This window comes from Ferrovum myxofaciens (genome assembly GCF_013181415.1).
GTDB lineage: Bacteria > Pseudomonadota > Gammaproteobacteria > Burkholderiales > Ferrovaceae > Ferrovum > Ferrovum myxofaciens.
Window position 1 is genome coordinate 399286 of sequence record NZ_CP053676.1, and the last position, 13291, is coordinate 412576.

The following is a 13291-nucleotide window of genomic DNA, read 5'->3' on the forward strand; positions in this document are numbered from 1 at the left end:
CCAAGTGTGGGTATAATTACTCCCTTTAATTCCTCTGCCATAATCCATGACCCAAAGAGACAGTTTAACGTATGACGTGGTCGTTGTGGGCGCGGGGCCGGCCGGTTTAGGCTGTGCCATCCGCCTGAAGCAACTTTCCCAGAGTCGGGGCCAGGAACTCTCCGTGTGTGTTCTGGAAAAAGGGGCCGAAGTGGGTGCTCATATCCTCTCCGGAGCCGTCATGGAACCCCGCGCCCTCAGTGAACTTTTTCCAGACTGGAAACAACGCGGTGCTCCTCTGATCACCGCTGTCACGGAAGACCAATTTTTATTGCTGTCCGAGCGCCGTGCCTGTCGTCTTCCCACTCCGCCCCAACTCCATAATACGGGTAACTATATCGTCAGTTTGGGAGAGGTGTGCAAATGGCTATCCCTTCAGGCCGAAGCCATGGGCGTGGAAATCTACCCCGGATTTGCTGCCACAGATCTGTTACTGGGAGCCGAGGGCGAAGTTCAGGGCGTATTGACGGGTGACGTAGGGCGACTGAAGAATGGCCAACCCAGTCCCCGCTTTCAGCCCGGAATGGAGTTGCGAGCCCGTCAGACCGTGATTGCAGAGGGTTGCCGAGGGTCACTGGCTCGTCGGTTGAATGAACGTTTTTCCCTGTCAGCCGGCGCTCAACCTCAAACCTACGGTCTGGGGCTCAAGGAAATCTGGGAAGTGGACTCACCCTTGTACCGCCCCGGGCAGGTTACTCATACGGTGGGTTGGCCGCTGGACTCTCGAACCTATGGGGGATCCTGGATCTATCATCTGGATGACCGCCGGGTATCTGTTGGATTCGTGGTCGGACTGGATTACTCAAACCCTTACCTAGACCCTTTCGAAGAATTCCAGCGCTTTAAGACTCACCCGGCCTTACGCGCCCTATTCCAGGGGGGGCGACGGGTCGCCTATGGAGCCCGGGCCCTCAACGAAGGAGGTTGGCAGTCTATTCCCCGGCTCAGTTTCCCGGGCGGGATTCTCATCGGAGACAGCGCGGGGTTTCTCAATGTCGGCAAGATCAAGGGAAGTCATACCGCGCTCAAATCCGGAATGATCGCAGCAGAATCCCTTTATGAACATCTGAATGACACGCCGCAACTATCGGAATGCACCCTTTTTGAACCAGCCTTACGCACTTCCTGGGTCGGGCAGGAACTGAAAGCCGTACGCAATCTGCGCCCCGGTTTCCGCTGGGGACTGATCCCCGGCTTGATTCACGCAGCACTGGACACCTGGATTTGGCGAGGCCGGGCACCCTGGACACTTTCTCATGCCCACGCCGATCATCAGACCCTGCGCGCTGCCAGCGCCTGCACGCCCATTACCTATCCCAAACCCGATGGTAAACTGACCTTCGATCGACCCTCTTCGGTATTTCTGGCGCAAACTACTCACGAAGAAACCCAACCGGATCACCTGATTCTGGCTGACCCGAAAAAAGCCCTCACCATCAACTGGAAAATCTATCGCTCTCCGGAAACCCGCTATTGCCCCGCGGGAGTTTACGAAATTGTAAATTCAAACACCCCGGAACGGCACCTGCAAATCAATGCAGCCAACTGCATCCACTGCAAGACCTGCGATATCAAGGACCCCCAACAGAATATCCGTTGGGTTCCACCCGAAGGCGGAAGCGGTCCCCAATACCCCAATCTTTAGGACAAGCGGGCGTTGACTACATCCAGTGTCATTGCCGCGCTGGCACTGGCTTCCTCTTCCGCCGCCCGTACTTCATTCAAGGCAGCATCGACGAAGGACTGATCCTTGATGGCAGGCACGTTGATCTGAACATTGAGGATGGCACTGCGAAGCGCCGCCAGTAGCGCGTGAACCGCCACCCCACTGTCGCTGAGCACATTGCGATGCCCCTGCTCGGCGGAGCGATGCGCCAGAGCAAGCCCATGCAAACAGGCTCGAATACAGGACAGAGGCACTTCCGTGGCATCCTGATACCCTTGTTGAATGGCGAGCGCACGACGATCAATGGCATCCAAACTATGCTTGGGCAACTTGAAAGCGCTCATCAACCCATCAAAAGCCACTGCATCAGCACTGATCATGGCCGTAAATTCCTGACGCAGCACTCCCGCCTCCTTGATTTGCTGTTCCATTTCCTGAAGCTGCATATCCTGCCCTTTTTTGCCCACCGTGACATGGGCTACCATGGCGATCAAACCGGCACCCATGGCGCCCATCAAGGCTGCGGCACCTCCTCCTCCGGGCGTGGGCGTTGCACTGGCCAATTCTTCCAAAAAGTCTGCAATGGATTGAGTCGTCATTAATCACTCCTGAAATCGGTATTCCCCGCTCCCGCGAGAAAAAAGGTTCTAAAGAGAAGCGGCCAGCAAGATACGGGCCCGCTCAAAAATCGCTTCCGCATCCAATACCAGATCATTGCTGTCGAACAGGCGTCCGATGCATTCCCGGTGCAGGGCCAGCTTGAGGGCTCCGAAACCCAAGGGCCCAAAACAGAGGACACCATGCCGAAGGGTGGCCCGATCAGTCATATCGATCCCACCAATGCCTACCGGTGGCGAAGCATTGGCATCGGCAATCAATTCCAGTCCGGTTGCCTGTGCCCACTGGGTTTCCTCCAGCATGGTCACACCGGAAGCCCCAGTGGATACCACGATTTCCTTGCCCTGAATACTCTGTCCACGGCTTTCCAGGTCCGGAGCGGCGGCAGCGGCCACTGTCAATCCATAACGTTGGTTAAGTTGCGCACAAACCTGACGGGTTCGCTCCAGTTGACGGCCCGTCAAGGTTACTTCGGCTCCTGCCCGCCCCAACATGACCGCAACCCGTTGTCCCACCGGACCGGTGCCTCCCAGCACGATCGCCTGTTTTCCTTCAATCGGACGGCCTTGAGTCAGCCAGGCCACACAGGCCGCTGCCGTCGTATTGGCCCCATTGCTGTCGAGCATCAGGGAGACCCGGAACTTGCCGAAGAATTTATTCTGAATAGCCGAAAAAAGGGATTCCCCCTCCACCAGATTACTCCCGCCCACGAATATGGCCGTATTTTTTTTATCCTTGGGTGCACGGGTAAAAATCGCTCCTTCTACCAAGGGACCCATATTATCGGGTGTGATTCCTCCGTAGGGAATCACTTGATCAGCACCACCATCATGAGCAACCACATTGTCAAAAACGGACGGCAGAAGGTCCGTATCCAACTGATAAAGCAATTTTTTCATCATAATCCTCAATGTATTACCGTTCCATCCCCCGCCATGGAGGAACGCAGGGACTCAAGCAGATCCCCCGGTGCTTCGATTTGACGGGCCAGTACCAAGGCACGGGGCAAGACATGAGCCGCGTAGAATGATACGACATTCTGCTTCTGACGATAGAATTCGGCGGGTAACCCCCCTCTGCCTTGAGCCGCAACCCACGCACTGCGTGTCATCCACCAGGCGCTCACACAGAGACTGAGCAGATGCAGGTAGGGAACCGCCACGCCCAGGCCCCAGCGGGGATCCGTTGCACCCTGGCGCAGCAGTCGTTCGGTGGCCTGTACCGTCAACTTCAGTACCTCTGCCTGCGCCTGAAGTATCGCCGACCCGACCTTCTCTCCCTCTTGGAACTCTTTCAGGGTCGCAGAAATTTCCTCGAGAAGTTCGCGCACGGCCAATCCCTGATCACGCCAAAGTTTGCGCCCCACCAGATCATTGGCCTGAATCCCCGTGGTACCTTCGTAGATAGTGGTAATTCGAGCATCACGGTAATGCTGGGCAGCCCCCGTCTCCTCGATGAAGCCCATACCACCAAAAACCTGTAAGGCTACATTGCTGGTCCAGACGCCCAATTCCGTACAATGCCCTTTCACCAGAGGGGTCAATAGATCTGAACGACGCTGTGCCCAAGCCTTGCGCTGAGGGTCGATTTCAAAGTGTGCCCGATCGATCATCCAGCCTGCATAATAGGCCAGGGTACGCCCTGCTTGCAGTCGTGCGTCCATTTCCACCAGCATGCGCAGTACATCGGGATGGTGGACGATGGGTTGAAGTTGGCTTTCCCCCACCGGCAAGCCTTGAATACGCGTGCGGGCATATTCCAGAGCCCCCTGATAGGCCCGTTCACCAATGGCCAGTCCCTGCACACCTACGGAAAAACGCGCCGCATTCATCATGACAAACATCAATTCCAGACCGCGATGGGGTTCTCCCAACAACTCTCCCCAGGCACCTCCTTCATCACCATAACTGAGCATACAGGTAGGACTGCCATGAATCCCCAATTTATGCTCCAGGGAAACGGTACGCACCTGATTGGGTGCAGCAAGGTTGCCTTGGTCGTTGAGGAGAACCTTTGGCACAATGAAGAGCGATAGGCCACGCACTCCGGCAGGCGCATCAGGCAGACGTGCCAGAACCAGGTGAATGATGTTCTCCGTCCAATCTTGATCACCGTAGGTGATGAAGATTTTCTGGCCAGTGAGACGGTAGGTCCCATCCCCCGCAGGCACGGCACGGGTACGCAGAGCACCCAGATCCGAGCCCGCCTGGGGTTCGGTGAGGTTCATGGTCCCCATCCAGGTTCCCGTGATCAGTTTGGGCAGATAGCGCGCCTTCTGTGCCGCTGTTCCCGCATAATCAATGGCTTCCACTGCTCCTCGAGTCAACAGGGGCCCCAGGGTAAAGGCCATGTTGGCTCCATGCCACATTTCTTCCAGGGGCGCAGCAAAAATGGAGGGCAGACCCTGTCCACCAAAATCCACAGGCGCCGTCAGACCATTCCAGCCTCCCGCCAGAAATTGTTCGTAAGCCATCTTGAATCCCTGCGGCGTGATAACTTTTCCCCCATCGAGATGAGCGGGTTCATGATCACCCACGGAATTCAGGGGTACCAACACCTCCTGAGTAAGACGGGCCGATTCTGCCAGCACGGCATCGAACAATGAGGCTTCTGCCCCTTCTCCGCCTGGAAGGGCAGCCAATGGTTCGAGACCTAACAATTCCTTGACCACAAAAGCCATGTCATTTAGCGGAGGAATATAATTCATGTCGGTTTTTCCTTATTAGAAATGTTCTTCTTCCCCAAGCAGACGCCATTGTCCCAAAGGCAAAGCCCCCAGGCGTACGTTTCCAATCCGTACCCGCTTCAGTCCGGTAACCCGTAACCCCACCAATTCACACATGCGCCGAATCTGGCGCTTACGTCCTTCCTTCAGGATAAAGCGCAACTGATCCGGGTTTTGCCAATCGACCTGTGCCGGACGTAGGTCCCGGCCATCAAGGGACAACCCATGATTCAGGAGTTTCAATCCCTGGGCAGGCAAGCGTCCCGACACACGTACCAGATATTCCTTTTCCACCGTAGAATCTGCTCCGATGAGGGTTCGTGCCACACGGCCATCCTGGGTCAGGATCAACAGACCCGTGGAATCGATATCCAGTCTTCCCGCCGGGGCCAGGCCACGCAGCAGCATCGGAGTCCACCCCCCCTTTGCCGAATCTTCACTCCAGCGATTTTCGGCAGTCACCAGTTGCACCGCCGGACGATACCCTTCCTCCGCCTGTCCCGACACCACACCAATGGGTTTATGCAAAATCACCGTCGCCCATTGCCGCTGCGCCCGTTGTGCAGCGGGGGACACAGTCAGGATCTGGTGTGGTGCCATTTTTGTGCCTAATTCCATGATCTTTTTTCCATCCAGAAGCACCCAGCCCTGAAGGATCCACTGATCTGCTTCACGCCGGGAGCACAGACCGCGTGTCGCCATCACCTTGGAAATGCGTTCCAAACCCGTGTTCTCTGCTCCGCTCATGGATGTTCCGTGGTCACAAAAAAAGTCCCCGCATCATTCAAACCTTCGTGAATAGGTAAATCATGAGGCTCCCGGGGAACCTCGTCCACACACTGCTCGCGAAAAGCCAAAGCCAGACGCCAGGCGTGGGAGGCTTGAGGCAATAGACGATCATAATACCCGCCTCCATAGCCCAGACGCCCTCCCCGCCTATCAAAGAGCAAGCCAGGCACCAAAACGAAATCGAGAGTCTCCGGGCGCACAGGATCGCAAAGGTGCGGGAGGGGTTCTCGCAGTCCCCAGAGACCGGGAGGACCCAGTTCTGTATCAAGATCCCGTACCCGATAGAGCATCAAAGTATCACGGTCGATACGGGGCAATACCAGGGATCGTCCCAGTTTGAGGGTCGCGCGCAAAAGAGGCCAAGTGTTCAGTTCTGAACCCATGGACCCGTACAGCAGAAGAACCTGGGCCGCCTGGAAACGCGGATGCTCATGGAGCAAGCGATGCAAATCGAAACTGCGTCGTTCACGCTGGGCCGGGGGAATTTGAGCACGTTGTTGTAATGCCCAATGGCGCAGGGATTTCTTGTCGACATTCAAAGAGGGGAAAATATTCATGACCGTGTCCGGAACGATTGATTCAGAGTGCGGTACAATGCCGCGTCATTTTTCGATCAGATTATGAAGGATAATTCCATGTCCCGAGAAAATATTTCCAGTGGTTCCACTTGGGAACCCATTATTGGCTATTCCCGTGCCGTCAAGGTGGGAAATCAAGTTTTCGTTTCCGGCACCACCGGAACAGGTACCGATGGTCGCCTGGTGGGACCCAATGACCCCGAGGCCCAGACTTTGCAGGCGCTGGACAACCTCGAGCAGGCATTGAAACGAGCGGGAGCTGAATTGACCCATGTGGTCCGCACGCGCATTTTCGTCACCCAGATCGATCAGTGGGAAAAAGTCGCCCGAGCTCATGGAAAATACTTTGGTGAAATTCGCCCTGCCACCACTCTGGTGGAAGTCAAGCGCCTGATCGACCCTGAAATGCTGGTGGAAATCGAGGCCGACGCCATCATTCTTCCCGCCTGAGTTTTGGCCAGTCAGCACTCTGCATTTCCTGCAGACGGCTGACGGTACGCCGAAAGTCACCATTTTTCACGCCGTCGGGATACAGTTCGGCGGGCGGCAGCGCGGCCGAAACCATCATCGTCACGCCCCTGTCGTAACACACGTCCACCAACCAGATCAAACGCTGGGCGGCATCGCGCATTTTATCCGTCAGAAGAGGAACATCGGACAAATACAGGGTATCGAAATCTGCAACCAGTTCCAGATAATCTCGTTGTGACCGGGCGGACCCGCAGAGTACGCCAAACTCGAACCAGACCGTTCGTCCGCATAATCCCCGCACCGGAACGATACGCTCCATGAGGCGTAGGCAGGCACGCGTTTCAGGGTGTGAACAATGCTGCCGAAAATGCGCTTCGAACCGACTGTGCGTCGCCACATCCAAAGGGTACAGGTAGTGAGGTGAGGTTCCTGCTTCGTCCTGGCGATGGTCTTGGCTCCCCTTTAGTTCAATCACATCGAGATACTCTCGGATCAAAGCAATGGTGGGGAAAAAACGTTCCCGTTGCAATCCATTGGGATACAAATCTTCAGGCGCGTAGTTCGAGGTCAGGACCAATACAGCCCCCCATTCGATCAACGTTTCCAATAGACGTTGCAGGATCATGGCATCGGCAATATCACTGACCTGAAACTCATCAAAGCAGAGAATCCGGGTTTCCACGATCCACTCCGCCGCCACTCTCCGGAGCGGGTCCTCCTGTCCTTGTAACTGATTGAGTCGCTCATGCACTTGTGCCATAAATTCATGGAAGTGCAGCCTTTTCTTGCGTTGATAGGGCAAGGTGGAAAAAAAAGCATCCACGAGGACCGTCTTACCCCGCCCCACGGCCCCGTACAGATAAATTCCGCGCGGTGGACGTCGGTTGCCAAAGGTACGGGCCAGCAGGGTCTGGCGATATTCCTTGAATTCCACCAGAGCATCGTGTAAAGCCTGCAACTTTTCCACCACCGGCCATTGAAGCGTATCGGCCCGATAATCTGGGCGGGTCTGAAAGGATTGATACCATTGCAGGGGACCGTGCACAGGAAAACTCACAGGTTGAGCGTGCGCCCATCCACGCCCAGACAGGCTTCGCGCAGGGCTTCACTGAGAGAGGGGTGGGCATGGACAATGCGCGCCAGATCTTCACTGGAAGCCTGAAATTCAAGAGCAACCACCGCTTCGGCGATTAATTCGGAAGCCTCGGGACCCAGGATATGAACCCCCAAAATGCGGTCAGTGACAGCGCAAGCGATAACTTTGACCAAGCCCTGGGGAGCACCCCGCGCTTTGGCACGACCATTGGCCTGGAAAGGGAAACGTCCAATACGCACGGCCCGCCCCGCTGCCTGGGCGGCTTCCTCGGTCAATCCGACCCAAGCCAATTCAGGTTCGGTATAGATGACCGCAGGGATATGAACCAAATTCACCTCAGGCAACTGACCAGCCAAACGTTCGGCCACGGCCACCCCCTCTTCTTCAGCTTTATGGGCCAACATGGGGCCCCGCACCACATCTCCAATGGCCCACACGCCCGGCACCGGCGTTCGGCAGTGGGCATCCACGGGAATACGACCCTGCCCATCGGGAGCCAGCCCCACTCGTTCCAATTCCAATCCCTTGGTATTGGGACAACGACCCACCGCGAGTATCAATACATCTGCGCAAAGTTTCCGGGATTCTCCCCCGCTCGTATACGTCAAGTTAAGTGATTCTGTTGTTTTTTCAACTGCTTCCAGATGAATCCCTAACTCGATTCTGAGACCGGAAGACTGGGTCAAAATTTTCAGGGCCTGTTGCGCCACTTCCTGATCTGCTTCTGGCAAAAAAATATCCCGAGTTTCCAGCAGGGTAACCGAACTCCCCAGGCGTTGCCATACGCTACCCAATTCAAGACCGATGACTCCCGCCCCTAAAATTACCAACTGGCGAGGCACCGTGGTCAACGCCAAGCCACCGGTACTGTCAAGAATTCGTTCCTGGTCGAAGGGCATGCTCTCCAGGGTGCGAGGAACCGAACCCGTTGCAATGATCACCTGAGCGGCGGCGATATCTTCTCTTTCCTGATCCTTGCGTTGAACGGTCAGATGGATCTGATCCCCTTCTTTTCCCTTAAAACTGGCACGCCCCGGCATAAAAGACACACCATTTTTTTTGAAGAGATAGCCCACCCCGGCAGTCAACTGCCGTACGATCTTTTCCTTGCGTGCCTGCATGCGCGCCACATCCAGTTGAACCGGACCGGCATCAATGCCATGCCCGGCGGCCTCCCCGATGATCCGGGCATACAAGGCAGAGGATTCCAACAAGGCTTTGGAAGGAATACACCCGACGTTCAAACAGGTACCCCCTGGACTGGGACGCTGTTGCCCATCCACCCCCTCATCGACGCAGGCTACCCGCAACCCAAGCTGGGCGGCTCGCAGGGCCGCCATGTATCCACCAGGTCCGGCACCAATAACAACTAAATCAAATGATTGCATGATATATTTAATATTTTTTATAAATCAAGAAGCCAACGCGCCGGGTCTTCCAATCCCTCCTTCATCGCCACCAGACCAAGAACGGCCTCACGACCATCGATGAGTCGATGGTCGTAGGACAAGGCGAAATAATTCATGGGTCGAATCACGATTTCTCCCTCCACCACCATTGGCCGATCGCGCGTGGCATGGATGCCCAGAATCGCGGACTGAGGAGGATTGAGAATGGGCGTGGAAAGCATGGAACCAAAAACACCCCCATTGGTGATGGAAAAGGTTCCTCCCGACAATTCTTCCAAGGTAATATGCCCGGCATCGGCCCGTTGAGAGAAATCAGCAATCTGACGCTCGATATCAGCCATGCTCAAGCGCTGTGCATCACGCAGGATAGGAACCAACAATCCCCGTTTACTGCCGATTGCCACGCCAATATCGATGAACTCGGGCGTTACCCAATCCGTTCCCTCGATGCGCGCATTGAGCACCGGATAGCGCTGGAGGGCAGAAACCACCGCCTTGACGAAAAAGGACATGAGCCCCAGGCGAATGCCATGCTTTTTTTCAAAAGAATCCTTGTAGCGTTGACGCAGGGCCAGAACTGCCGACATATCCACTTCGTTAAAGGTGGTCAAAGTGGCCGTGCCTGACTGTGACGCCATGAGACGCTCAGCCACACGCCGACGCAAAGCTGAGAGCGGCGTTCTGCGCTCCTGACGCGGTGCTCCAGGCAGGAGTGAGGATGACGTTTCCACGCCGGCGGGTTCCACCTGTCCGGAGGTTGGGTCTTGAATGACATCTTCCTTCAGAATACGCCCACCTCGTCCACTTCCTCCTTTCACGGACGGCTCTCGTCCCTGTTCCCGCAAAATTTTGCTGGCCGCCGGCATAACCAATACAGGGGCTTCAGGCACGGTTGCAGCAGGGAGCGGCACAGTGCTGTCCTGGCCCTCTTCCATGAGGGCCAGGACTTCATGGGATTGAACCTTGTTCCCCACGCCCTTGAGAATCCGCTGAAGCACGCCTGCACGGGGTGCTGGAACTTCCAGCACGACCTTGTCGGTTTCGATATCCACCAACTTTTGATCCCGTTGCACCGGGGCTCCCTCAACCACATGCCAAGCAAGCACGGTGGCTTCCGTAATGGATTCTGCCAAGGGGGGGACTTTGATTTCCAGGGACATGGTCATACCTCTATGGTCACAGAGTCAGGGCAGCCTCGAGGAATGCCCGGCGTTGTTCTTCGTGTAGGTTGAGATAGCCCACGGCAGGCGCAGCCGACGAGGGACGTAAAGCATAACTCAAATGCTGGTCCGGGCGCAGGTGACGCACCAGATAATGCTGAATACGGTGCCAGGCCCCCTGATTGCCCGGTTCTTCCTGACACCAGAGCACAGATTGTGCGGCCGGATAGCAGGCGAGTTGGGCGACAAATTCCTCATGGGGAAAGGGATAGAGTTGTTCCAGACGCATCAGAACGATGTTCTCTATCTGCCGTTGTTCGCGCTCCGCCACCAGATCGTAATAAACTTTTCCGGAACACACCACGATCCGTTGTACAGCCGCAGGATCGATGGTCTCTTTCACTTCAGCGAGGATAGGGCGAAACCCGCCAGCAATAAATTCTTCCAGTGGGCTACTGGCCTCTTTGCGGCGCAACAGGCTTTTAGGCGTGATGACGATGAGGGGTTTACGCAGGGGACGCAGCATCTGACGTCGCAACAGATGAAAGATTTGGGCCGCCGTACTGGGAATGCACACCTGCAGATTATAATCGGCACAGAGTTGCAAGTAGCGTTCCACCCGTGCCGAAGAATGTTCCGGGCCTTGCCCTTCATAACCATGGGGCAATAACAGGGTCAGACCACAGAGTCGACCCCATTTGGCCTCGGCCGAACTGATGAATTGGTCGATGACCACTTGGGCACCATTGGCAAAGTCGCCAAACTGGGCCTCCCAAAGTACGAGATGCCGGGGCTGAGCCGAAGCATAACCATATTCAAAACCCAGTACGGCTTCTTCCGAAAGAAGAGAATCAATCACCGTAAAAGGCGCCTGGGTGGGACTGATATGCTGCAGGGGAATGTGGATGCCCGCATCCCAACGTTGGCGGTTCTGATCATGCCAAACGGCATGGCGGTGAGAAAAGGTGCCGCGCCCACAATCTTGCCCCGACAGGCGGACGCCATAGCCCTCTTCCACCAGAGAAGCATAGGCCAGGGACTCGCCCATACCCCAATCCACCGCCAGCATTCCTTCGCCCATCTGACGCCGATGGTCCACCACCTTACGCACCGTGGGATGCAATTCGAATCCCTCGGGAATCAGGGTCAGACGTTCAGTCAGTTGGGTCAGGCGCGCGCGTGTAAGGGTAGTGTCCGCCGATGTCCGCCAATCAGCCTGACGATACGGTGTCCATTGGGCCGCATGGGCATAGGGTACTTTGGGAGAAGGTCGAACGATGGACTCGAGCAATTCGCCTCGATCGAGGGCGGCTCGATAATCTTCGATCATGGCGTCCGCTTCTTCCTGAGTCAGACGAGCAGATTGAATCAGATGCGCTGCATAGCGCTGACGCGTGGTGGGCAACGCCTGAATTTTTCGGTACATCCAGGGCTGCGTCACCATCGGTTCATCCTGTTCATTATGACCTAGACGACGATAGCACACGATATCCACCATCACATCGCGATGAAAGGTGGTGCGATAGTCCAAAGCAACCCGCAGTACGCGCACCACCGCTTCGGGATCATCTCCATTGACGTGGAAGACCGGGGTTTCCGTCATTTTTGCCAGATCGGTGCAATAGGTGCTGGAACGGGTATCGCGCGGATCCGAGGTGGTAAACCCAATCTGATTGTTGATGACGATGTGAAGCGTTCCCCCGGTTCTGAACCCCCGGGTTTGAGACAAGGCCAGCGTTTCCATGACCACGCCTTGACCAGACAGGGCAGCATCGCCATGAATCAATACGGGAAGAACCCATTCACCCTGCGTATCCCCCCGACGATCCTGACGCGCCCGTACCGACCCCTCCACCACTGGGTTCACAATTTCCAGATGCGATGGATTGAAAGCCAGCGCAACATGCACCGAGCCTGTCGGTGTATCCACGTCGGAAGAAAAGCCCTGATGGTACTTTACATCCCCCGAGGTCAGGCCCGTTTCATGCACCCCTTCAAACTCCAGGAACAGGTCGCGCGGCAGTCGTCCCAAACAGTTGACCAGCACGTTGAGGCGGCCGCGATGGGCCATTCCGATGACAATCTCTTCGATCCCCTGGGCACGCCCTTCATGGATCAAGATATTGAGGCAAGGAATGAGCGATTCCCCACCTTCCAGAGAAAATCGTTTCTGTCCCACGAAACGGGTATGCAAATAGCGTTCCAAGGTTTCTGCCGCACTCAAATGGACCAACAGCATGCGTTGTACCTGAGGTTCCAGAATTTCGGGGGAATTTTCCATACGCTGCTGAATCCAGCGCTTCTGTGCTGTATCCGTCAGATACATGTACTCCACACCGACGGTGCCACAATAGGATCGTTGCAGGCGGGTCAGGATATCGCTCAGCGGCGCTTGAGGTGGCCCCACCAAGGACCCGGTTTCAAAAACCATGAGCCCATCGAGGTCGGCCAGTCCGTGATAGCCCAGGGTCAGTTCGGGAACTTCAGGCAAAGGATGACGTTCGAGGGGATCGAGATGTGCAACCCGGTGTCCCAGGAAACGATAGGCATTGATGAGGCGCAGCACCGCCACCTGCCCCGGCACCCCCTCCTCGCTTCGGGGCGCTGAAGAACCCTGCTCCAGTGCTGCAAAATACGCCTGCCAATGCGCATCCACTTGTTCCGGAGTTCTCAGCCATTGATCGTATTGAGATTCGATCCATGATTGCGCCGTGCCTTCCTCATCTCTTTGACTCATGAT

The 13291-nt window shown here is 56.0% G+C and carries 11 protein-coding genes; 2 read left to right on the forward strand and 9 right to left on the reverse strand.

Translation table 11 applies throughout. The features are described from left to right. Positions 1 to 46: 46 nt before the first annotated feature. On the forward strand, positions 47 to 1684 hold the full coding sequence (locus HO274_RS01880) for an electron transfer flavoprotein-ubiquinone oxidoreductase (protein ID WP_273120932.1): 1638 nt from the start codon (positions 47 to 49) through the stop codon (positions 1682 to 1684). Here the strand turns inward: HO274_RS01880 and HO274_RS01885 are convergent. Genes HO274_RS01885 through HO274_RS01905 form a run of 5 tightly spaced genes read right to left on the reverse strand, consistent with a single transcriptional unit; the run spans position 1681 to position 6394 of the window. Next, on the reverse strand, positions 1681 to 2304 hold the full coding sequence (locus HO274_RS01885; RefSeq protein ID WP_031596146.1) for a cyclodeaminase/cyclohydrolase family protein: 624 nt from the start codon (positions 2302 to 2304) through the stop codon (positions 1681 to 1683). The two genes, HO274_RS01880 and HO274_RS01885, sit on opposite strands and share 4 nt — an antisense overlap. Before the next feature lie 48 nt (positions 2305 to 2352). Next, on the reverse strand, positions 2353 to 3222 hold the full coding sequence (locus HO274_RS01890) for an NADP-dependent methylenetetrahydromethanopterin/methylenetetrahydrofolate dehydrogenase (RefSeq protein WP_031596148.1): 870 nt from the start codon (positions 3220 to 3222) through the stop codon (positions 2353 to 2355). Positions 3223 to 3230: 8 nt separating this feature from the next. Then, positions 3231 to 5030, reverse strand: a complete 1800-nt coding sequence (locus HO274_RS01895; RefSeq protein WP_051862018.1) for an acyl-CoA dehydrogenase — start codon at positions 5028 to 5030, stop codon at positions 3231 to 3233. Between the two features lie 15 nt (positions 5031 to 5045). Then, entirely contained in the window at positions 5046 to 5795 is a 750-nt protein-coding gene (locus HO274_RS01900; RefSeq protein ID WP_031596151.1) for a pseudouridine synthase, read from the reverse strand. Next, positions 5792 to 6394, reverse strand: coding sequence for a 5-formyltetrahydrofolate cyclo-ligase (locus tag HO274_RS01905; protein ID WP_035417077.1), 603 nt, complete (start codon positions 6392 to 6394; stop codon positions 5792 to 5794). The genes HO274_RS01900 and HO274_RS01905 overlap by 4 nt, the downstream gene beginning before the upstream one ends. Positions 6395 to 6472: 78 nt before the next feature. Between HO274_RS01905 and HO274_RS01910 the strand changes: the two genes are divergently transcribed. Beyond that, on the forward strand, positions 6473 to 6865 hold the full coding sequence (locus HO274_RS01910; protein WP_031596155.1) for a RidA family protein: 393 nt from the start codon (positions 6473 to 6475) through the stop codon (positions 6863 to 6865). Here the strand turns inward: HO274_RS01910 and zapE are convergent. From zapE to HO274_RS01930, 4 genes are read right to left on the reverse strand one after another with little or no spacing between them, the layout of a single operon-like run. Continuing rightward, a complete protein-coding gene (gene zapE / locus HO274_RS01915; protein ID WP_197456324.1) occupies positions 6849 to 7931 on the reverse strand; it encodes a cell division protein ZapE in 1083 nt (360 codons plus the stop codon). The two genes, HO274_RS01910 and zapE, sit on opposite strands and share 17 nt — an antisense overlap. 8 nt (positions 7932 to 7939) lie before the next feature. Next, entirely contained in the window at positions 7940 to 9370 is a 1431-nt protein-coding gene (gene lpdA, locus HO274_RS01920) for a dihydrolipoyl dehydrogenase (protein WP_031596158.1), read from the reverse strand. A gap of 17 nt (positions 9371 to 9387) precedes the next feature. Further along, positions 9388 to 10551, reverse strand: a complete 1164-nt coding sequence (gene odhB, locus HO274_RS01925; protein WP_031596160.1) for a 2-oxoglutarate dehydrogenase complex dihydrolipoyllysine-residue succinyltransferase — start codon at positions 10549 to 10551, stop codon at positions 9388 to 9390. Between the two features lie 16 nt (positions 10552 to 10567). Further along, positions 10568 to 13288: a 2-oxoglutarate dehydrogenase E1 component gene (locus HO274_RS01930; protein ID WP_051862020.1), complete on the reverse strand. Its 2721-nt coding sequence runs from the start codon at positions 13286 to 13288 to the stop codon at positions 10568 to 10570. Between the last annotated feature and the right edge of the window lie 3 nt (positions 13289 to 13291).

Bases quoted from the DNA above. Each gene is read 5' to 3' on its own strand.
- HO274_RS01885 (WP_031596146.1), bottom strand. From the start codon at position 2,304: ATGACGACTCAATCCATTGCAGACTTTTTGGAAGAATTGGCCAGTGCA.
- HO274_RS01910 (WP_031596155.1), top strand. From the start codon at position 6,473: ATGTCCCGAGAAAATATTTCCAGTGGTTCCACTTGGGAACCCATTATT.
- HO274_RS01930 (WP_051862020.1), bottom strand. From the start codon at position 13,288: ATGAGTCAAAGAGATGAGGAAGGCACGGCGCAATCATGGATCGAATCT.
- HO274_RS01890 (WP_031596148.1), bottom strand. From the start codon at position 3,222: ATGAAAAAATTGCTTTATCAGTTGGATACGGACCTTCTGCCGTCCGTT.
- HO274_RS01895 (WP_051862018.1), bottom strand. From the start codon at position 5,030: ATGAATTATATTCCTCCGCTAAATGACATGGCTTTTGTGGTCAAGGAA.
- lpdA (WP_031596158.1), bottom strand. From the start codon at position 9,370: ATGCAATCATTTGATTTAGTTGTTATTGGTGCCGGACCTGGTGGATAC.
- HO274_RS01905 (WP_035417077.1), bottom strand. From the start codon at position 6,394: ATGAATATTTTCCCCTCTTTGAATGTCGACAAGAAATCCCTGCGCCAT.
- HO274_RS01900 (WP_031596151.1), bottom strand. From the start codon at position 5,795: ATGAGCGGAGCAGAGAACACGGGTTTGGAACGCATTTCCAAGGTGATG.
- HO274_RS01880 (WP_273120932.1), top strand. From the start codon at position 47: ATGACCCAAAGAGACAGTTTAACGTATGACGTGGTCGTTGTGGGCGCG.
- odhB (WP_031596160.1), bottom strand. From the start codon at position 10,551: ATGTCCCTGGAAATCAAAGTCCCCCCCTTGGCAGAATCCATTACGGAA.